Here is a 20,514-nt window from a genome sequence, read left to right as displayed (position 1 = left end):
CTATCCGGGTATAGTCTCAGACGGCATCTCTACCAGCGGGCGCAACGGACAGTCCAGCGGATAAAGCTGCCGTGCCGTTATGCCACCGCGTCATATTCGGCGCGGGCGGCCCGGATCGCCTGATGATGCTGCATCGACCAGTCGACCAACCCCTTGACCAGCACCAGAAACGACTGACCAAGCGGGGTCAGGCTGTATTCGACGCTGGGCGGCTGGGTCGGAAACACTTCCCGGCTGATATAACCGTCGCGCTGCAAATCCCGCAGCGTCTGGGTCAGCATGCGCTGCGAAATATCCGGAATGGTCCGGCGCAATGCGGAAAACCGCATCGGCCCCTCGCCCAACGCCTGAATCATCAGCGTATTCCATTTGCCACCGATGTTGTCGATGACATCACGCACCGGACAGTCGGCTTGTGAAAACGCCATGCCCATCACGACGATGACGCGCTCGCCCTCAGTCTTGCCGGTCATCTTGTTCATGGAACCCGGTATCCTTTTTGTAACCACCGCATAAAAAACTGCCTCCTTTACATCGATCCGCCGATGACGAATTAAGAGAAGGTCTCATTTAGGAACCATATCTCAAACGGGATGCTTCGGCAACAAACCGACGTCATTTGACAAGCAAAGGAATCAACATGTCCGAAACTCTTCTCGTCACCGGCGCGACCGGCAATCTCGGCCGCCTCGTGCTCGACGATTTGCTCGCCTCCGGCAAGGTCGCACCGGCCGATATCATCGCCACCAGCCGCGATACCGGAAAACTCGCGGACTATGCAGCAAAAGGCGTCCAGGCCCGTGCCGCAAACTTCGATGATGCAGCCTCGCTCGATGCAGCCTTCAAGGGCGCCGACCGCATCCTGATCATTTCCACCGATGCCCTCGACGAGCCGGGCAAGCGCCTGCGCCAGCACCTCGCAGCCGTCGCCGCCGCCAAGCGCGCCGGGGTCAAGCATATCCTCTATACCTCGATGCCAAATCCGGAAGCCTCGGTCATCCCCTTCGCGCCGGACCATCTCGGCACGGAGAATGCGATCAAGGCGACCGGCATAGCCTACACGATCCTGCGCAATGGCTGGTACATGGAGAACCTGTTCATGGCTCTGCCGCATGCACTTTCCGAAGGCAAATGGTACAGCGCATCCGGCAAGGGAGAGCTCGCCCATATCGCCCGCGGCGACATCGCCAAGGCGACGGCAAACGCGCTCGCGTCAGGCTCGGCCGAAAGCAAGACCTATACGCTGACCGGTGAAACGAAGCATACGGTTGATGAAATCGCCGCCCTCGTCTCGAAAGTTACCGGCAAGCCGCTGGAAGTCGTCCATGTGACCGACGACCAGCTGGCGGGCGGCCTCAAAGCAGCAGGCCTTCCGGGCTTCATCATCCCCGTCGTCGTGTCGTTCGACACCAACACGCGCGAAGGGCACATCGCCATGGTGACAGACGATGCAGGCAAGCTCTCGGGCCAGAAACTGATCACGCTCGAAGATTTCCTGACCGCCAGCAAAGCGGCATTGCTCGGTTAAAGAACAGAGGGCTCCGCCTTTCGGAGCCCTTTTTGCCACTTCAAATGGCGATCAAACGTCCTGGCCACAGGCGCGGCAGAAGCGGCGGACGGTTTCCGCCATGCCGTATTCCAGCGCATCTGCGGTCAGGCCATGGCCGATCGAAACTTCGGCCAGATTGGAAATCCGTGCCGCCAGCGCCGGCAGGTTGGCTACCGTCAGGTCATGGCCGGCGTTGACCCCGAGGCCTAAGGTCGCAGCGAGGTCGGCGGTGTTGCCCAGTTCCTCCAAAAGAACCGCACCACGCTCGGGATCGTCGTAGCACCCGCCATAAGGTCCGGTGTAAAGCTCGATCCGGTCGGCGCCGGTTTCCCGGGCGATCGTCAGCGCTTCAAGGTCCGGATCACCATCGGCAAACAGCGAGACGCGAAAACCGCCCTTCTTCAAACGTCCGACGACATTGCCGAGCAGATTGTGGTTCTTGCGGAAATCCCAACCATGGTCCGACGTCGCCTGCGCCGGATCGTCGGGTACCAGCGTTACCTGCTCCGGTTGATGACGCTCGACGAGCTGCAAAAACTCCTCGTTCGGAAAACCTTCCATGTTGAATTCGGTCTGAGGATAGAGATCGTCGATCAGCGCGCGGATGGGCGCCAGATCGGAAAAACGGATATGCCGCTGGTCGGGCCGCGGATGCACCGTCAGACCACTTGCACCCGCCTCTAGCGCAATCTGCCCAAGTCCGGTAACGGACGGCCACGGAAGATCGCGGCGGTTTCGCAGCATCGCGATCGCATTCAGGTTCACGGAGAGTTTCGCAGCCATTTCAGCACCTTCCAAGGATACCGTCGTCGTTACGGCGCCCTTTTCTAGCGGTTCATCCGCCCCCCCGCAACAAATCTGCACCAGAGAAAGCGTCTCCGTTACAATATTCGTCTGGAGACTGTTCAACGCCTTTATTTCAGACAAAACTCACGTTAAATGAGTGCAGTACCTGACAAACTGATAAAACTTCGATCTAATAGAGACTCACAGTACAGGCCATACTCCCGAATGGTGAGCGGCAGTACTGAAAACCCATCGAATCATCCAAGCCGGAACCAATGAACCCTCGTTTTTGCCTCGACATAATCCAATCGCCACTCGCTCCTGATAGGAAAGCGCTGCTCTCGATGGTATTTTCGGGGAGAACACGATGATGACGCAGCACGCGAGACCGGACGATCAAGCAATCCGCCAAGCCCTTGACGGCGTGCTTTCGAGCGTTCTTTTTTCCCGCTCCGAGCGTCTGCGTGCCTTTCTCAAATATGTCGTCGACAAGGAGATGGAAGGTACGGGCCATCAGTTGAAGGGCTACACGATCGGTATTGACGTCTTCGATCGGCCGCAGGCCTTCAATGCCGATAGCGACCCTCTGGTGCGTGTCCATGCCGGCAAGCTGCGAAAATTGCTGTCAGCCTATTATACCGGTGAAGGCACTCAGGATCCCTGGCGCATCGATATTCCGAAGGGGACCTATGTCCCCGAATACAGGCGCCAGCGGACGTCAGAGACCCAGCAGTCAGATTCAGGGCGCGCCGCAACGCCGCCACGCCGGGCGGCGAACAGACGCTTTTCCTGGTTGCCTGCTCCCTTGTCCTCACCACTGGCCGTCTTGTCGGTACTGCCACTTCTGATTTTCGTGCCGTTGTCATCACCGGCCATGAGCGTCAACATCCCGGCGCAATCGAGCCTGCACGGCGCGGTGCTTGAACGCAAGTTCGCCGATGATCTGCCGAAAATAACGGTTCGCTCACAATGGCCGCGTAGCGGAACGGCCGGCCGCTTTGCCGATGCGTTTCGCAATGCCGCCTCGCATTATCGCACGATCGCAGCAGTGCCAGGTGCCGTGCTGTGGCAGCGGCCGAAGCGTCCGGTTTCCGATCCACTCGCTTTCACCGTATCCATTCTACCGCAGAAATCACCGGCAGGACTTCGTGTCCTGATCAAGAACGACGCGTCTTCGGACATTCTCTACGACCAGGTCATCGATGGCGCGCGGTTGAGCAGCGAAGCCGATATTCTTTATGAAAGCCTTGCGCTCGCGGCCAAGGTTCTGGCCTCGGACGGCAATATTTTCCGCTATGCCAGTGCAGCGCAAATCGACAGCCCGCTGATGGAATGCATGGCGCTGACTGACGCGTACCGCCACCAGCAGACCCGCGAGGCTTTCCAGGAAGCCAAGTCCTGCCAGGAAAAACTGTCGATCAATCATCAGCGCAAGCTGAAGTTCGTGATCAACGCCGGCGCCCTGCCCCTGACTCTTATCCGGTAATTTGGGCGCCCTGTAGTCGCCTGAACAAAAGCCGTCATGAATTGCGCCGAAAAACAGTATTCCTCAATGCGAAACGCCAGAGGCCGTTGAGAAATATTAGATTCCATCCCTAAAGTTACTAGCTGTTCATCTTCGCGCCGCACGTGTATTCTATCTGTGCAAGTGGGAGAAAGCCTGGTCGCTCATCAGGCAAGCACGATGGTTGCGAGTATCCTTCCCGCCGGGATGGCGTGCATGACATCGAGGAGCAGCCGAGGGGACACGCGGCGTATCGTGATGCGCCACAGGCGAAGTGCCGTCTTCAGGAGATGTCTCCCGCAGGTTAACCAGCGGGGTTATGTCAAAGCATGCGAGAACAGGGAAAGACACATCCTTCTCCATCCGGTAGCCGGCAGCCGTCCGGTTTCCTTCCCCACCTTCCGTTGCCGGGAACCATAGCGGATAGCCATGTCGGTATCGCTGACATGGCGGATGCCTTCGGCGTCACCCACCGGACTCTGCATTTCTATGAGGAAAAGGGCCTGCTATCGGCGGATAGAATGGGGCCGATGCGTGTCTACGGGCTGGACGACATCCGGCGCATGACCGTCATCAATGCCTGCCGCGAAATAGACATGCCGATCGTAACCATCCAGGATTTGATGGCAGCCCTCAATGCCGCAGCCAGTCAGCAGGATGCGGCTCGGATTTTTGAGGACGCATTGCACGCGCGAAAACGGGAACTCGCTGCTCAGCAGTCTATCCTTCGACGCCAGATGCAGCGGATCAGCGAACTTCTGGAATCAGCCGCCGACGGCGACAATCCAGAGCGCACCGCCCTGCCCCCCATCCATCTTTCACCAATCGAGACAAAGTGCCTTGTGTTCATGGCTGAAGGTTATCCGGCAAACCGGATCGCCACGATGATGGATATGGACCTGACTGCCGTCCTGACGCTTGAATCGGATATCATCCGCAAATTCAACGGTCATAACCGCTTTCAGGCCGTCGCCAAGGCTGTGCTGATGGGATTTGTTTCCGCCGAATAGGTGTCAGCGGACAATTGTCAGTGTCTCGGCCGCGCGCGTGATCGCGGTGTAGAGCCAGCGCTCGCGGGTGTCGCGAAAAGCCCAGCTTTCATCGAACAGGACCACATTGTTCCACTGTGAGCCCTGTGCCTTGTGCACCGTCAGCGCATAGCCATAATCGAACTCGTCGTAACGCTTGCGCGTCGACCACGGAATCTCCCCTTCGATATCCTCAAAGGCGGTTTTCAAGAGCTTGATCTTGGCCGCCCCCCGATCCATGTCGTCGTCTTCCGGGCGGATCATCAGGTTGATGCCGGGCTTCACTGTTTCCTTGGACGAGGTCATCACCTGCCACAGCGAGCCGTTGAGCAGGCCCTTGGCGGGGTCGTTGCGCAGGCAGACGAGTTTGTCACCCGATTGCGGATATTCGGTGGTAAAGCCCTTCAATTCACGCAGCCGTGTATTGTAGCGGCGGCGGGTCTTGTTGGTCCCCACCAAGACCTGATCGGCGCCAAGCACCAGCTCCTGCGTCACCTCGTTCTTGGAGATGATCCTCGCCGTCGAGCCGTAGTCGCCGTGCATGATCTCCTTGCCTTCGCGCACATGCATGGCAAGCTGGATAATCGGGTTGTCACGCGCCTGCCGGTGAATGTCGGTCAGCAGATAATCCGGTTCCTCATTGGTGAAATAACCGCCACCCGAGACCGGTGGCAGCTGGCCGGGATCGCCAAGCACCAGGATAGGCGTGCCAAAACTCATCAGGTCGCGGCCGAGCGCCTCATCGACCATTGAGCATTCATCGATGATGATCAGCGCCGCCTTGGCGACAGGAGACTGCCGGTTGATCGAGAACATCGGCGCGATCGAGGTCTTGCCGGTCTCTTCGTCCGACACTTCCTCCTCGCCGCGCGGACGGTAGATCAGCGAATGGATGGTCTTGGCGTTCTTTGCGCCCTTGGAGCGCAGCACCTGCGCCGCCTTGCCGGTAAAGGCCGCGAAGAGAACATCACCATCGACATGCTCGGCGAAATGCCGGGCAAGCGTCGTCTTTCCGGTTCCGGCATAGCCAAAAAGCCGGAACAGCGGCGAGCGCCCTTCCTTCAACCAGCGTGAAACGGCCTTGAGGGCCTCATCCTGTTGCGGTGCGAATTCCATGTTTGTTCTATTGCCCGATTCGGGGCCGCCTGTCGCGCCCCGCCGCGTTGATCGGCGGTTCAGCTTGCCGCCACCCGGATCAAAATTTCCCTTTGAAGTGCAGGATACCGCAAGAAAATGCCACACCCTACGCATATCGCGGCGCGATAACCCGTGATAATAGTTGCTCCGCCCGCCTCTCCCCGGCGCGCTGCCTCCTCTGCAATTCGAAAGTGCCCAACGTGACGCCTGAACCTTCCGAAGACCCGTCCGCTTCCGTGGCCGCGGGCATCGGCCGATGGACGACCCCGATGCAATGGGGCTTTCTGCTTCTTCTCTCCGCAATCCTCGCAGCCGCGCTCGAACTGACCGGCATTCCGGCAGCCCTGTTGATGGGACCGATGGTAGCGGGTGCCATCGTCGGCATGAATGGCGGCACCATAAGGCTGCCGCGCCCGGCCTTTCTCTGCGCGCAGGCGCTGATCGGCACGATGATCGCCGAAACCATCCGTCCCGGCATTCTGGCGACCTTCTTTTCAAACTGGCCGCTCTTCCTCGCCGTTGTTCTCTCGGTCATTGCCATGAGTACGCTCAGCGGCTTCGTCATCAGCAAGCTCAACATCCTGCCCGGCACCACGGCAATCTGGGGTTCGTCGGCGGGCGCTGCCACCTCGATGCTGGTCATGGCCGACGCCTATGGCGCCGATGTCCGGCTGGTCGCCTTCATGCAATATCTGCGCGTCGTTTTCGTGGCCGCTGCAGCCTCGATCGTGGCGCGCTACTGGGCTGGGATAGATGGCCCGGGACCCGAAATCGTCTGGTTCGGGCCGATCCACCTCGTACCGTTTCTTGAGACCCTGGCGCTTGCGCTTGTGGGTGGCTGTCTCGGTAAATGGCTGCGCATCCCCGCCGGTGTGTTTCTGGTGCCGTTTCTGCTCGGCTCGGCGCTTAGCGTCAGCGGTTTGCTGGTGATCGAAATCCCCGAATGGCTGCTGGCATTGAGCTATGCCATGCTCGGCTGGAACATCGGGCTCGGCTTTACCCGTCCGATCCTTGCCCATGCCCGCCGCGCGCTGGTACCGACGGTCATCTCAATCCTCGTCCTGATCGGGTTTTCCGGCCTGTTGGCCTATATTCTCGTGCACGCTGCAGGCATTGATCCGCTGACGGCCTATCTTGCCAGCAGTCCCGGCGGCATGGACTCGATCGCCATCATCGCCGCCTCCAGCAATGTCGACGTGCCTTTCGTCATGGCACTGCAGACAGCCCGGTTGCTGATGATCATGGCAATTGGCCCCTCGCTTGCCCGCTTCGTCGCTTCAAAAGCAATACGGCCGCGATAATTTTTGCGCCTGAAGCGGGAATAAGAAGTGGCCCTCATGTGTCTTATGTTCGAACCGGCTGAACGGCGGTTCGAACGGGAACTCCAGAGAGGACACATCCAATGAGATTTTTGCCGCTTGCAACCGCGTTTTGCCTGATGTCCGCCGCCTCAGCCTTTGCCGCCCCACCGGTCCAGACCGTCGAGACCGACAAGGGCAAGGTCGTTGCAGCTGAAAACGGCATGACGCTCTACACCTACAAGAAGGATGAAAAGGGCGAATCCTACTGCTATGATAAATGCGCCACCAACTGGCCGCCGTACCTGGCGGAAGGTTCCGCTGCAGCCGATGGCGACTATACGCTGGTCGAGCGCAAGGATGGCAAGAAACAATGGGCTCTCAAGGGCATGCCGCTCTACTTCTGGGTCAAGGACGCGAAAAAGGGCGACGCCACCGGTGACGGCGTAGGAAAGGTCTGGGATGCCGCACGCCCCTGATCAGGACGCCCGTGCGAAGGGGGTAAATCCCCCTTCCACAGAGACTTTCGAAAACCAGATCCTGTCGCTGGTGCCGTCGCTGCGGCGCTATTCCCGCAGTCTGGCCAAATCCGACAGCGACGGCGAGGACCTCCTGCAGGATTGCGTTGAAAAGGTGCTGGTCCGCCGCGGCCAATGGCGCGGCGTCAACCTTCGTGCATGGGCATTTACCATCATGACCAATCTCTACCGCGACCGGCACCGCCACGTCAGCCAGCATCCGTCGGTCGAGTTTGACGAAACGCTGGGACTGACGGCCGACGACGTTTCGGGCGATCCCCTGGAAAAGACACGCTTGCAGAAGGCACTGAATGCGCTGAGCCCTGACCATCGTTCAGTGTTGATGCTCGTGGTCGTCGAGGGCTACGGCTATCAGGACGTCGCCGACATGCTGGCGATCCCGATCGGCACCGTCATGTCCCGCCTGTCGCGTGCACGCCGTCAGATGGCCGCGCATCTGGCCGAGAACAACATCGTGACACTCCGGAGACCGAAATGACAGACGATCACAAACCGGTCACCGAAGCTGATCTGCACGCCTATGTCGACGGCCTTCTCGACGAAGGGCGCCGGCGCGAGATTGAACTCTGGCTGAACCGTCATCCGGAAGACGAAGCCGAGGTCCGCCAATGGCAGACACAGGCGGCCGAATTAAAGGCCGCATTCTCAGGCTATGCCCAAGTGACGGAAAGCGATCGCACGCTGCTGAACACCCCAACAGCGGTTGTTGCAACATCATCGCCGTCTTTGTGGCGCAGGGCCGCCCTCGTTGCCGCTTCGTTGACGCTCTTCCTGTCGGGCGCCGCGGCGGGTGTCTATGGCGAGAAATTGCTGGGGACGGCAGTGACGGTCGAAACTGCTGCTGCGATCGACAGCCTGCCTGATCAATCCAAGACGGCGTTCCTTGTCTATGCCAGCGAAAAACGCCACCCCGTCGAAGTCGGAGCCGATCAGGAGGATCATCTGGTTACCTGGCTCGGCAAGCGCCTGGATTACAAGCTGGTTGCCCCGGACCTCAAGGGACTCGGATTTTCCCTTGTCGGCGGCAGGCTATTGCCGGTCAACGGCAAGGCAGGCGCGATGCTGATGTATCAGGACACTGCCGGCCAGCGGCTGACGGTTCTACTCGGCAAAAACCCGGAAAATGCCGAAACCAGCTTCCGTTTCGAATCCGCAGGCTCTCTGGAAACCTTCTACTGGATCGACGGCAGTATCGGATACGCCGTCACCGGCGAAGTCAACCGCAGCAAGCTGCAACAAATCGCCGAGGAATGTTACCGGCAGTTCGAGACCTGACGGCGCTCTCGAAACAGGGCAGGATGTGAAAACAACCTGCCCTGATCAAGCCGTTGAAGTCCCTACTCAGCGCTTCGGATCGTTTTCCAGAAGAATAGGTTTGCCGTGCGGCGTTGCCTCCGCGGCCCTATGCCAGCTTTCCGTCAGGTCATCGAGCTGTTCCCTTGAGGTGATCGACAGTTCGGTGACGAGGCGTGACAGAGCCGCGACCCAGCAATCGAAATAATCGCTCGCATCCGCCCGCCGGCCCGGCTTGTAGAGCTCATGCGACAAGGCCTCGGCCCATTCGCTCCAGGAAAATACGCCCTTCTCATGCAGACGCACCGTCATGGCAAAAGCTTCCGCCTGCCAGGGCTCCGAAAAAACCGGATCGCCTTCGTTCGATTTCGGGAGCTCCGGGGATCCGCTGAGGGTCAGTTCAAACGCGTTCAAGATAGCTCTCCCAGGCATCGATCGATACTGTCAGCTCCGGGTCTGCACCCTCGCCCCAGATTTCCTCCCCGTCGAAAACCACGGTATAGACCCATTGCGGGTTCTCGCCCTTGCCATGGGCGTTGTCGTCCGGAAAAACGAACGAGCCCTGCACCACCTCGACAATGCCATGTTTGGCGCGGGCATAGCGCGGCAGCCTTGTATGGGTCTCGGGATTGAAGTTTTTCGTCCGCACCCGGTCTCCGGCGGCAAATCGCGGGCCGTCCGGCACCGGGCGATCACACGGTCCGCCTTTGGCAAGCACGCCAGGCACCATGTCTGCCGTCAGAATTCGCTTCGGTTCCCTGCCCTTTTCCAGCATCTGCCCGGCAGCCAGTTCGGCGGCGGAAACGAACCCGTGCCGTTTCAACAGGGTTTCCAGGCCACGGGTCCAGATTTCGTAATAGCTGGCCGAAAGATAGGTGGCTGGTGGCAGACTTTCCCGGGCATGCCGGCTCTCATCGATATTCCAGGCGCCAAAGGCACCGCAAGACAGTGTCAGGCCGAGTGCCCGCTTTTCCCATTCGGCATGGAAATACGGCTCGTCCTTCTCCGACGCCACCGGCCCCATACCATGCTGCCCGCCAAGGTCCTGTGCGCCGTTCATAGCGCCTCTCCAGCCGGTTTGGCCAAGCCAGTGCCGATCATTGAATCGCGCGTGACGAGATCGGCGAGCGCATCCTGATCGAGACCTTCGGTACCGGCCGGACGTTGCGGGATGACGATGTAGCGAAGCTCAGCCGTCGAATCCCAAACCCGGATTTTCTGCCCTTCGGGCAGCGCCACGCCGAATTCATCCAGCACACCACGTGGATCGATCACTGCCCGCGAGCGGTAGGGCGGCGCTTTGTACCAGACCGGTGGCAGGCCGAGCACCGACCACGGGTAGCAGGAACACAGGGTGCAGACGACAAGGTTATGGGTTTCCGGCGTGTTGAACACCGCGCGCATATGCTCGCCCTGGCGCCCGGTATAGCCGAGGCTGGCAATCGCGGCTGTCGCGTCCCTGCGCAGCCAGTCGGCAAAATCCGGCTCGCTCCAGGCCTTTGCCACGACGCGGGCGCCGTTGCGCGGGCCGATCTTCGTCTCATAGGTCTCAACGATCGCATCGATCGCCGCCGGATCGATCAGCCCCTTCTGCGTCAGCACGGTTTCAAGCGCCTTCACCCGGGCCTGCATTTCGGAGAAATGATTGTCGTGGTCATGATCATGATCATGGTCGTGCATGTCGTTCTCAGGTGTCATGGCGTGAGTTCTCCGGTCAGTGCAGCGGGCGGCAGGCTCTTTCCAACGTCACCGCGCAACAGGTTTTCAAATGCCACGGGGTCCAACTTTCCAGGCTGCTCGAACGGATTCGAAAAGGCAAAAATGAAGAAGAGGACGACACCGGAATAGGCGCCAAAAATCGACAGCAGAAATACATGTGTTCGGGTCGGACGGTAGACGTAGAAGGGGATGGACAGCAGGCAAAGGCCGATCAACGCGGGCGCCCAGAACATCCCGCCAAATCCGCCCGCCGCCGTCTCTTCGCGAATTTGGCGGAAGCGCGCAATCGACGTGGCGCGGTCACGCATCCGGTTGACCAGATAGCGCTGGCGGTCCGTTTCCGGCACCAGGTCGAGCAGCCGGTCATAAACACCATTCCATTCGATCCACGCCTTGGGAGATAGCCCTTGACGATGCCCGAGCATATCCCACTCTTCGCCGACAACAGTCGCCACATAGCTGGATAGACCGCGTTGAATGGGTGCGACCACCGGCCCGCCATATCGCCCTGCGTCGTTGTATACATCCGATATCGCCACAGCCTCTTCCATCAGATTGTTACGGATACCTTTGTAGTCGTCGAGTTCCTGCGCGTAGACTAGGGCAAGGATGAGACCGTGCAAGGCAGCGATGCGCACCGCGACGGTCGCTGCCGCATCGTGGGTCCTATCCCCTTCCAGGCCGGGATTGAGCAAGTTGCGCGCCGCGAAATAACAACCGAAGACGATAGCAAGTGCGCCGGCAATGAAGGCGGTGCCGATAGTGATCGAGGCAACAACATCCGACATGCCCGCATCCTCATCCGGCCTGGAAATAGGCCATGCTTCACCCGCTATCGCAGCATCGGCCAAAGACTGAGAACGAGCAAGACCGCCATAGTGATATTGAACCATTTCAACCGGGCCGGTTCGGACAGCCATTGCCGAAGCGCCGAACCGAAACCGGCCCAAGTCGAAACGCTGGGAACATTGACGATCGCGAAGATGACGCCGACGATCAGGACGCTCGCCAGATAAGCCTGCTCGCTCGTGTAGGTCGCCATCGCAGTCACGGCCATCACCCAGGCCTTTGGATTGATCCACTGGAACGCCGCTGCCTGCAGGAAGGTCATCGGCGCCGCCCCCGCCTTGCCTTCCGACAGCGTCCGCGACGTGCCGATCTTCCAGGCGATCCAGACCAGATACGCGCCGCCGGCAAACTTCAACCCTGTATAGAGCATCGGGACGGAATGCAGCAAAGCGCCGAGCCCCAGACCGACCGCGATCAACAGTGACAGGAAGCCGGCGCCGATGCCCAGCATATGCGGAATGGTACGGGAGAACCCGAAATTGACGCCTGACGCAAACAGCATCATGTTGTTCGGGCCTGGCGTGATTGATGTCGTGAACGCAAAAAGAAACAGCGCCAGCAGCGTGTCGGCCTGCATGAAGTCCTCCCGATATTTAGGTCAGGTTAATTGACCTATTAGCAAACACCATCTGAAACTTGTCACGGTGACAAGAAGCAGACCCTCATTCTTTCTTTTCCCCCAAGGCCTTTGCCATTCCGGTACGCGCCATAAATGAGACATTGAGCCTTCCTAACAATGGCAAGAAAGCACTGCCGAACGAGGAATGTCATGCAAGACGCAATACCGACCACATCTTTCCCCTCCGGCAAGGCCGTCCCTGTGATCGGTCAGGGCACCTGGCATATCGGCGAACGCAAGGCGAGCGCCGCCGAGGAAGCGAAATGCCTGCGCCATGGCCTTGATCTCGGCATGACGCTGATCGATACCGCCGAAATGTATGCCGATGGCGGCGCCGAACGGATTGTCGGGGAAGCGGTCAAGGGCCGCCGCAGCGATGCCTTCATCGTCAGCAAGGTGCTGCCCACCAATGCCAGCCGCGACGGCACGATCAAGGCCTGCGAAGCCAGCCTCAAACGGCTCGGTACCGACCATATCGATCTCTACCTCCTCCATTGGCGCGGCCGCTACCGCCTGGCGGAAACTGTCGAAGCTTTCGAGACCTTGCGCCAATCCGGCAAGATCGGCGCCTGGGGGGTCTCCAATTTCGATGCCGACGATATGGAGGAGCTTCTCGGTGTACCCGATGGCGGCAATGTCGCGGCCAATCAGGTTCTCTATAATCTGGCCCGCCGCGGCATCGAATACGATCTCCTGCGGGACAATCAGGCCCGAGGGGTGCCGGTCATGGCCTATTCGCCGCTCGACGAAGGCCGGCTGATACGCCATCCCGATCTCATCCACATTGCCAAGGCGCATCAGGCAACCGTAGCACAGGTCGCACTTGCCTTCCTGATCCGCAACCCCGGGGTGATTGTCATTCCCAAGACCGCAATGCCGGAACGGGTGCGCGAAAACCGCGCAACCGTTGAAGTTCAACTGACTGCTGAGGATCTTGCTATCCTCGACAAAGCGTTCCCGCCACCAGGCAAAAAAATACCGCTGGAAATGATCTGAGTGGCTGGTTGGCTGAATTGAAAAAGGGCGCTCGCGGCGCCCTTTTTCAATCATATTCGTAGCCCGTTACATGCCTTGCGGACCGCGGTTCATCGCCGCGATACCGGTGCGGCAGACTTCAAGCACGCCGAGCGGCTTCAGGATCGCCACGAACTGGTCGATCTTGGAGGATTTGCCGGTGATTTCGAGGATGAAGTGCTCGAGCGTCGCGTCGATCACCTTGGCGTGGAAGGCGTCGGCAAGGCGCAGCGTTTCCGCCCGGGTCTCACCCTCGCCCGAAACCTTGACCAAAGCCACTTCGCGCTCGATCGGCCGGTCATGGCCGAGTTCGGCGGCGCGAACCGTCAGATCGACGACGCGGTGGACCGGAACGATGCGCTCCAGCTGCGCCTTGATCTGCTCCAGAACGTGCGGCGTGCCGCGCGTCACGATGGTGATGCGCGACAGGTGCGACTGGTGCTCGGTCTCGGAAACCGTCAGGCTTTCGATATTGTAGCCACGGCCGGAAAACAGCCCGATGACGCGGGCAAGGACGCCCGGTTCGTTGTCGACGAGGACCGAAAGCGTATGGTTTTCCGCCTTCTCTGTTTCCTTGGCGATGAAATAGGCGGAGCCGGTCGGCTGAAGATGTGCGTTCATGATCGTATCCTTTTCCTATTCCATCAAACCAGAGCGCGGCCCTTGGCGTCGATCGCATTGGCGACCGCTTCGTCCGTGGCTTCGTCCGGCAGCAACATCTCGTTATGCGCCTTGCCCGACGGGATCATCGGGAAGCAGTTGGCAAGATTGGCAACGCGGCAATCGAAGATCACCGGCGCCGGACTGTCGATCATCTGCTGAATGGCAGCATCGAGATCAGCCGGCTTGTCGCAACGGATGCCGACGCCGCCATAAGCTTCGGCGAGCTTGACGAAATCGGGCATGGCTTCGGTATAGGAATTGGACAGGCGGTTACCGTGCAGCAATTGCTGCCACTGGCGGACCATGCCCATGTATTGATTGTTGAGAATGAAGATCTTCACCGGCAGGTTATGCTGTACGGCGCAAGACATTTCCTGGATGCACATCTGGATCGAGGCATCGCCGGCAATGTCAATGACGAGCGCATCGGGATGGGCGACCTGGACGCCGATCGCCGCCGGGAAGCCGTAGCCCATGGTGCCGAGGCCGCCCGAGGTCATCCAGCGGTTCGGGTGCTCGAAGCCGAAGAACTGCGCCGCCCACATCTGGTGCTGGCCAACTTCCGTTGTGATATAGGTGTCGCGATGCTTGGTCAGCTCGTACAGACGCTGAATGGCATATTGCGGCATGATGACGTCGTCGTTCATCTTATAGGCGAGCGAGTTGCGGCCACGCCAGCGGACAATGCCTTCCCACCATTCGGTCAGACGCGCCTTGTCGGCATCCTTGGCCGAAGCCCGCCAGACGCGAACCATGTCTTCCAGAACATTGCCGACATCGCCGATGATTGGAACGTCGACGCGCACCGTCTTGTTGATCGACGACGGATCGATATCGATATGGATCTTCTTGGAGTTCGGCGAAAAGGCATTGAGACGGCCGGTGATACGGTCGTCGAAACGGGCACCGATGCAGACCATGACGTCACAATCGTGCATCGCCATATTGGCTTCGAACGTCCCATGCATGCCGAGCATGCCCAGCCAGTTCTTGCCGGAAGCCGGATAGGCGCCCAATCCCATCAGTGTCGAGGTGATCGGGAAGTTGGTCAGTTCGACCAGTTCGCGCAGCAGTTTCGAAGCTTCCGGGCCGGAATTGATGACGCCGCCGCCGGAATAGATGACCGGGCGGCGCGCGCCCTTCATCATCTCGATTGCCTGCTCGATCTGGCGCATGTCGCCCTGAAGCTTCGGCTGGTAGCTTTTCTGGACCTTCGACGCCGACGGCGGCGTGTAGGTGCCGGTAGCGAACTGAACATCCTTCGGAATATCGACAACGACCGGGCCGGGACGGCCGGACTGGGCGATGCGGAACGCTTCATGGATGATACTGGCCAATTCGTTGACGTCCTTGACCAGCCAGTTGTGCTTGGTGCACGGCCGCGTGATGCCGACAGTGTCGCATTCCTGGAAAGCGTCGGAGCCGATCAGCGATGTCGGAACCTGGCCGGTCAGGCAGACCAGCGGGATCGAGTCCATCAGCGCATCTTGCAGCGGCGTAACAGCATTGGTGGCGCCGGGGCCGGAGGTGACCAGCAAAACGCCAACCTTGCCTGTCGAGCGGGCATAACCTTCGGCCATGTGGCCGGCGCCCTGCTCGTGGCGAACGAGGATGTGCTGAATATCGTCCTGCTGGAAGATTTCGTCATAGATCGGCAGGACAGCACCGCCCGGATAACCGAAAATATGCTCCACACCATTGTCCTTCAGTGCCTGAAGAACAATTTCCGCCCCTGTCATCTGGTTCGCTTGCGTCTGGTTGTCTGTACCGCTCATTGGCCTGTTTCCGTCCATGTTCGCGTTTTGGCTGTGAGTATCGTGTTTGAAGGCATAAAAAAAGGCCCCTTGAGGGCCTCGTGTTTTGCGCATGGGTGGCTATCGCCGGATGGTTACACCATCCTGCCCATGCGCCGTCCCACCACAAGAATAACTGCGATATTGATCATGGGCGGGATAAATAAACAGAAATATCTGCTCCGTCAACGTCTTTCCCGAAAACAACCATGACGTGCCAACACCGACGAAAACACGCACAAACCCAAGAAACAACTTGTTAAATCCCTTCCTATAATATGGCACACTCGTCACCAGAGGTTTCCTATTGCGAAACATTGAGCTTCAATCTTCGATTAGCGCCGGAGAGCAGGATCGACGCGATGCCTTGAAACGGGGCAACCGTTTCCTCGGCCGCGTTGTTGCGTGCAGCGGCTCGCGGGCGACGATTTCAGCCATTGCCGAAAACGGCGAAACTTCACTCACCGAATTATGGTCCGTCGGCCGGCTGATCTCCATCACGGTCGGCGAAAACCGCGTGGTCGCTCTCGTCTATTCAATGCAGACAGCCACCAACGAATGGGGCGAAGAACTCGACAATACGTTCCGCATCGAAGTGGAACTGATGGGCGAAGTCCATCTCAGTGCAAACGGCCGCGAAGAGTTCTCCGCCGGCATCACCCAATACCCCTATCTCGGCGCTATTGCCCACCGCATCCGCTCGGCCGACCTTGCCCGTATCTATGACACCGGCAAGAATGATACCTGCGTCATCGGCAAGCTGACTCAGGACGAAAGTCTCGACGCCTCCATCCATGTTCCTTCGATGCTGTCGAAGCACTTTGCCATTGTCGGGACGACCGGCGTCGGCAAATCCACGGCCGTCAGCCTGCTGTTGCACAAGGCCATAGCGTCGGATCCAAAGTTGCGCGTGCTGATCCTCGATCCGCACAACGAATTCGCCGCTGCCTTTCCCGATATTGCCGTGGTCATCGATACCGACAATCTCGACCTGCCCTTCTGGCTGATGAAGCTCGAAGAAGTCGCCGAGGTGATTTTTCGCGGACGTCCGCCCGTTCCCGAAGAACTCGATATCCTGCGCGATGTCATTCCGGAAGCCAAAAGAGCCTTCAAAGGTTCGACGGATTCCGGTCTGGCGCGCCGCACCAGCGAAAAAAGCTCGATCACTGCCGATACGCCGGTTCCCTACCGCATGGCCGATCTGCTGGCGATGATCGACGAGCGTATCGGACGCCTCGAAGGCCGCAACGACAAGCCGTATCTGCGGTCGTTGAAAGTGAAAGTGATCGGCGCGATCAATGATCCGCGCTACAATTTCATGTTTTCCTCGAACACGATCACCGACACGATCCTTGAAACGATCGCCAAGATATTCCGGATTCCAGGCGAAGGACGGCCGGTCACGACATTTCAGCTCGCAGGCATACCGTCGGAGGTCGTCAACTCGGTCGCCTCCGTGCTCTGCCGCATGGCGTTTGAAATCGCGCTCTGGAGCAATGGCGGCGTTCATATGCTGGTCGTCTGCGAAGAAGCGCACCGCTATGTCCCGGCCGATGCCAGCCTGGGTTTCGTTCCAACCCGTCAGGCCATCGCCCGCATTGCCAAGGAGGGCCGGAAATACGGCGTCTCTCTGGGGATCATCACCCAGCGTCCGGGCGAGCTTGACCCAACCATCTTGTCGCAGTGTTCGACGGTCTTTGCCATGCGGCTTTCCAACGACCGCGACCAGGAAATCATCCGTTCGGCGATCCCCAATTCGTCAATTTCGACCACCAGCTTCATCTCTTCGATCGGCAATGGCGAAGCGATCGCCTTCGGTGAGGCCGTCGCCGTGCCGATGCGCATGCGCTTTACCCGCGTCGATGAAAAGAGCCTGCCGAAAACCAACGGTGTCGCCGTCAAGGTTACGGACGAAACCCCCGACACCGTCGACCTGCGCAACGTCGTCTCACGCATGCGCGCCATGAATGGGCCGGATATTTCGAGCTTCCAGAACGCCTATACGGCAAGCCTCGCCGGACAGGAACAGGATGCTGCCCCGGTGGATGACGATCTTCGCGACATCCGTGCCTTTGACGCTGACCTTGCAGCAGACCAGGAAGCGGCGGCGTCGCAACCTTACAACCCTGCCATGCTGCCGCGCAATGAACCACCCAATCCGCAACTTGAACGGTTCAACCAGATCCGCAGCCAACTCCTGTCGGAGGAACCGGCAACGCCGCCACGTTCTGATCCCTATCGAGCGCCACCCCGCCCTGCCCCGAGCTTCGCGCAACCGCACCCGGACACACCACGTCCATCGCTGCGCGAGAGCCTGCTGAAAAAACCGCTGAGCAGCATCATCCGCAAGTAACACCAATACCCTGCGGGGCTCAGGCGCCCGCCGGGTCCCAGCGTTGCCAGCTCTCGTCCAGCTGATTGCGAAACCAAGTCATTTGCCGTTTGGCATATTGCCGTGTTGCGGCCGATGATGTTTCGATCACCTCCGCCTTGCTCATCGTGCCAGACAAAAATGCGGCAATCTGCGGCACGCCGATGGCCTTCATCGCCGGCATTTCCGGCTTCAGGTCGAGCGACAGAAGAGCCTCGACTTCCTCGACCGCACCACTCTTCAGCATGCCAGCGAAGCGCCGGTCGATCCGCTGCCGCAGCAATGCCCGCTCCGGCAGCACGACAATTTTCATGGCGCGTTCGAGATCAATGGCCACAGGCCCCTGGCGCGCTTGGAAAACCCGGATGGACTGGCTGGTCGCCTCGAATATTTCCAGCGCACGTGCGATGCGCTGCCCATCGCCCGGTCGCAGAATTGCAGCGGTTTCCGGATCCCTCTCCGTTAATATCGCATGGAGAGCCTCCGGCCCCTCTGTCAGCAGGCGGCGGCGCACATCGTCGCGTATCGTTTCAGGTACCGGCGGCATATCTGACAGTCCACCGGTGAGCGCCTTGAAATAAAGCCCGGTTCCGCCGACGAAAACAGGAATTTTCCCCGCGCTACGAACAGCTTGCAACACCTCCACGGCATCGCGAAACCATTCACCGGTCGAATAGTGCTGCGATACCGGAACATGCCCATAGAGATGATGCACAACGCCTTGCATGTCGGTTTCGAACGGACGTGCGGTGAGCACGTGCAAGGTGTCGTAGACCTGCATGCTGTCGGCATTCACAACCACACCATTATGCTGTTTCGCCAGCGCAACGGCGAGAGCGGACTTGCCGCTGGCAGTCGGCCCGGTTATCAGGATTGCATCCTGTCCAATCTCAAGGTTTTTCATCATGGCCTTCGTTGCCACGCTTGTTGCCAATCCGTCAAATCCCGTTCTGACCACAGCGCTCGCCGAAGAGGCCGCAGCCGCCGTTGATGCATCCGGCCTCTACTGGCTGGCCGATGGCGTTGCCTGCGATATCGCACTGAAGGACGGCGCCAATCCGGACTGGCAGGAAGCGCTGCTGCGTGGCGTGGTCGGCGACGCTCCCATTGATGTCATCGTCCAGAACGCCGAGACGCGCCGCAAGAAATTGCTGATCGCCGACATGGATTCCACCATGATCGGCCAGGAATGCATAGACGAACTTGCAGCAGAGGCCGGCCTGAAGGACAAGGTCGCAGCGATCACCGCTCGGGCGATGAACGGCGAGATTGCCTTCAAGCCTGCTCTGATCGAGCGCGTCGCCCTGCTCAAGGGCCTGCCGCTCACCGTCGTCGGCGATGTCATTGAAAAGCGCATCACACTGACCCCCGGCGGTCTTGAACTGGTGGCGACCATGAAAGCCAAGGGCTACTACACCGCCCTGGTCTCCGGCGGCTTTACTGTCTTTACCGGCCCGATTGCCGCAACGCTTGGCTTTAACGAAAATCGCGCCAACATCCTGATGGAAAAAGACGGACACCTTACCGGTGCCGTCGCAGAGCCGATCCTCGGCAAGCAGGCCAAGGTGGATGCGCTGGTCGACATCACCGCTAAGCTCGGCATTTCCACAGCTGACGCTCTTGCCGTCGGTGATGGCGCCAACGATCTCGGCATGCTGCATCTGGCTGGCGCGGGCGTTGCCCTGCATGCCAAGCCGGTCGTTTCTTCCCAGGTCAAGATCCGCATCGACCACAGCGATCTGACAGCCCTCCTCTATATCCAGGGTTATCGCAAGACGGATTTCATTCGATGATTATCCTGGAAACAGATCGCCTACGCATCCGCAACTGGCTGGAAAGCGACCGTCCCCTGTTTGCCGAAATCAATGCCGCCCCGAAGGTGATGGAATTCTTTCCACGCCAGCGCCCGCGGGAAGAATCCGATGCTCTGATGGACGAAGCGCGGCAGCGGATCAGCGAGACCGGACTGGGCTTTTTCGCACTGGCACTGAAGGACACCGATGAGCCGATCGGCTTTCTCGGTTTGGCCCGCACTGACCTCGCCCCCTTCCTGCCACAGGGCACGGTCGAGATCGGCTGGCGGCTGGCCGTGCGTTTCTGGCGCCAGGGCTTTGTCACCGAAGCCGGAAGAGCGATACTCCGGCATGGCTTCGATGAACACGGCCTTGCCGAAATCGTCTCCTTTGCGGTGAAGAACAATGCGCGCTCGACGGCGGTGATGACACGCATCGGCCTGCACCGCGATCCCGCCCGCGATTTCGAGCATCCGCGCGTGCCCGATACCGCACCGCATCTCAAACAGCACGTGGTCTACGCGCTGAGCCGTGAGCAGTGGCTGACACAATAAAGGCG

The 20,514-nt window shown here is 59.5% G+C and carries 22 protein-coding genes; 11 read left to right on the top strand and 11 right to left on the bottom strand.

The features are described from left to right. Positions 1-77: 77 nt before the first annotated feature. Entirely contained in the window at positions 78-482 is a 405-nt protein-coding gene (locus ASC96_RS26850) for a helix-turn-helix domain-containing protein (RefSeq protein ID WP_060506136.1), read from the bottom strand. 158 nt (positions 483-640) lie between these two features. Between ASC96_RS26850 and ASC96_RS26845 the strand changes: the two genes are divergently transcribed. Continuing rightward, the gene (locus tag ASC96_RS26845; protein WP_060506135.1) at positions 641-1,528 is read left to right on the top strand and encodes an SDR family oxidoreductase; all 888 of its coding nucleotides are present in this window, start codon (positions 641-643) and stop codon (positions 1,526-1,528) included. A 51-nt stretch (positions 1,529-1,579) separates the two neighbouring features. On the opposite strand, the gene ASC96_RS26840 is transcribed toward ASC96_RS26845, so the two are convergent. Beyond that, positions 1,580-2,332 (bottom strand): pyridoxine 5'-phosphate synthase, encoded by a 753-nt coding sequence (locus tag ASC96_RS26840; RefSeq protein ID WP_060506134.1) that lies wholly within the window; start codon positions 2,330-2,332, stop codon positions 1,580-1,582. Between the two features lie 370 nt (positions 2,333-2,702). Here ASC96_RS26840 and ASC96_RS26835 point away from each other — a divergent pair, with 370 nt between their 5' ends. Next, on the top strand, positions 2,703-3,821 hold the full coding sequence (locus ASC96_RS26835) for a hypothetical protein (protein ID WP_060506133.1): 1,119 nt from the start codon (positions 2,703-2,705) through the stop codon (positions 3,819-3,821). 464 nt (positions 3,822-4,285) lie between these two features. After that, positions 4,286-4,849, top strand: a complete 564-nt coding sequence (locus tag ASC96_RS26830) for a MerR family transcriptional regulator (RefSeq protein WP_244482343.1) — start codon at positions 4,286-4,288, stop codon at positions 4,847-4,849. A gap of 3 nt (positions 4,850-4,852) precedes the next feature. Here the strand turns inward: ASC96_RS26830 and ASC96_RS26825 are convergent, their stop codons facing one another. Further along, positions 4,853-5,983 carry an ATP-dependent RecD-like DNA helicase gene (locus ASC96_RS26825; protein ID WP_060506131.1) on the bottom strand — a complete coding sequence of 377 codons (1,131 nt, stop codon included), beginning with the start codon at positions 5,981-5,983 and terminating at the stop codon, positions 4,853-4,855. Between the two features lie 290 nt (positions 5,984-6,273). On the opposite strand from ASC96_RS26825, the gene ASC96_RS26820 reads away from it, so the two are divergent. The 4 genes from ASC96_RS26820 (at position 6,274) to ASC96_RS26805 (ending at position 9,116) form a co-directional block, all read left to right on the top strand. After that, a complete protein-coding gene (locus ASC96_RS26820; RefSeq protein WP_082512291.1) occupies positions 6,274-7,305 on the top strand; it encodes an AbrB family transcriptional regulator in 1,032 nt (343 codons plus the stop codon). Positions 7,306-7,406: 101 nt separating this feature from the next. Beyond that, positions 7,407-7,781, top strand: coding sequence for a hypothetical protein (locus tag ASC96_RS26815; protein WP_060506130.1), 375 nt, complete (start codon positions 7,407-7,409; stop codon positions 7,779-7,781). Next, positions 7,765-8,319, top strand: coding sequence for an RNA polymerase sigma factor (locus ASC96_RS26810; RefSeq protein ID WP_060506129.1), 555 nt, complete (start codon positions 7,765-7,767; stop codon positions 8,317-8,319). The genes ASC96_RS26815 and ASC96_RS26810 overlap by 17 nt, the downstream gene beginning before the upstream one ends. Further along, positions 8,316-9,116, top strand: a complete 801-nt coding sequence (locus ASC96_RS26805) for an anti-sigma factor (RefSeq protein ID WP_060506128.1) — start codon at positions 8,316-8,318, stop codon at positions 9,114-9,116. Before ASC96_RS26810 ends, ASC96_RS26805 begins: the two co-directional genes overlap by 4 nt. Before the next feature lie 66 nt (positions 9,117-9,182). Here ASC96_RS26805 and ASC96_RS26800 read toward each other — a convergent pair whose 3' ends face one another. Genes ASC96_RS26800 through ASC96_RS26780 form a run of 5 tightly spaced genes read right to left on the bottom strand, consistent with a single transcriptional unit; the run spans position 9,183 to position 12,279 of the window. Next, entirely contained in the window at positions 9,183-9,566 is a 384-nt protein-coding gene (locus ASC96_RS26800) for a nitrile hydratase accessory protein (RefSeq protein ID WP_060506310.1), read from the bottom strand. Continuing rightward, entirely contained in the window at positions 9,535-10,194 is a 660-nt protein-coding gene (nthB, locus tag ASC96_RS26795) for a nitrile hydratase subunit beta (protein ID WP_060506127.1), read from the bottom strand. Before nthB ends, ASC96_RS26800 begins: the two co-directional genes overlap by 32 nt. Next, complete coding sequence (gene nthA, locus ASC96_RS26790; protein ID WP_060506126.1) at positions 10,191-10,832, bottom strand: nitrile hydratase subunit alpha; 642 nt, start codon at positions 10,830-10,832, stop codon at positions 10,191-10,193. Before nthA ends, nthB begins: the two co-directional genes overlap by 4 nt. Next, positions 10,829-11,641, bottom strand: coding sequence for a DUF4239 domain-containing protein (locus ASC96_RS26785; RefSeq protein ID WP_060506125.1), 813 nt, complete (start codon positions 11,639-11,641; stop codon positions 10,829-10,831). Before ASC96_RS26785 ends, nthA begins: the two co-directional genes overlap by 4 nt. A 44-nt stretch (positions 11,642-11,685) precedes the next feature. Then, positions 11,686-12,279 (bottom strand): LysE family translocator, encoded by a 594-nt coding sequence (locus ASC96_RS26780; RefSeq protein ID WP_060506124.1) that lies wholly within the window; start codon positions 12,277-12,279, stop codon positions 11,686-11,688. Positions 12,280-12,471: 192 nt separating this feature from the next. Here ASC96_RS26780 and ASC96_RS26775 point away from each other — a divergent pair, with 192 nt between their 5' ends. Next, a complete protein-coding gene (locus ASC96_RS26775; protein WP_060506123.1) occupies positions 12,472-13,317 on the top strand; it encodes an aldo/keto reductase in 846 nt (281 codons plus the stop codon). A 66-nt stretch (positions 13,318-13,383) separates the two neighbouring features. Here the strand turns inward: ASC96_RS26775 and ilvN are convergent, their stop codons facing one another. Both ilvN and ASC96_RS26765 read right to left on the bottom strand, forming a co-directional pair. Next, a complete protein-coding gene (gene ilvN, locus ASC96_RS26770; protein WP_037096209.1) occupies positions 13,384-13,956 on the bottom strand; it encodes an acetolactate synthase small subunit in 573 nt (190 codons plus the stop codon). Positions 13,957-13,979: 23 nt separating this feature from the next. Then, positions 13,980-15,773, bottom strand: a complete 1,794-nt coding sequence (locus tag ASC96_RS26765; protein ID WP_060506122.1) for an acetolactate synthase 3 large subunit — start codon at positions 15,771-15,773, stop codon at positions 13,980-13,982. A 325-nt stretch (positions 15,774-16,098) separates the two neighbouring features. Here ASC96_RS26765 and ASC96_RS26760 point away from each other — a divergent pair, with 325 nt between their 5' ends. After that, entirely contained in the window at positions 16,099-18,144 is a 2,046-nt protein-coding gene (locus tag ASC96_RS26760; RefSeq protein ID WP_060506121.1) for an ATP-binding protein, read from the top strand. A gap of 19 nt (positions 18,145-18,163) precedes the next feature. On the opposite strand, the gene miaA is transcribed toward ASC96_RS26760, so the two are convergent. After that, positions 18,164-19,069: a tRNA (adenosine(37)-N6)-dimethylallyltransferase MiaA gene (gene miaA / locus ASC96_RS26755; RefSeq protein WP_060506120.1), complete on the bottom strand. Its 906-nt coding sequence runs from the start codon at positions 19,067-19,069 to the stop codon at positions 18,164-18,166. On the opposite strand from miaA, the gene serB reads away from it, so the two are divergent. Both serB and ASC96_RS26745 read left to right on the top strand, forming a co-directional pair. After that, a complete protein-coding gene (gene serB, locus ASC96_RS26750) occupies positions 19,068-19,955 on the top strand; it encodes a phosphoserine phosphatase SerB (protein WP_060506119.1) in 888 nt (295 codons plus the stop codon). The two genes, miaA and serB, sit on opposite strands and share 2 nt — an antisense overlap. Beyond that, positions 19,952-20,509, top strand: a complete 558-nt coding sequence (locus tag ASC96_RS26745; RefSeq protein ID WP_060506118.1) for a GNAT family N-acetyltransferase — start codon at positions 19,952-19,954, stop codon at positions 20,507-20,509. The genes serB and ASC96_RS26745 overlap by 4 nt, the downstream gene beginning before the upstream one ends. Positions 20,510-20,514: the final 5 nt, after the last annotated feature.

Source organism: Rhizobium sp. Root1204 (assembly GCF_001424965.1).
Lineage (GTDB): Bacteria > Pseudomonadota > Alphaproteobacteria > Rhizobiales > Rhizobiaceae > Pararhizobium.
Note: the sequence above shows the minus strand (reverse complement) of the source record. Positions and strands in the feature narration are given on the sequence as shown.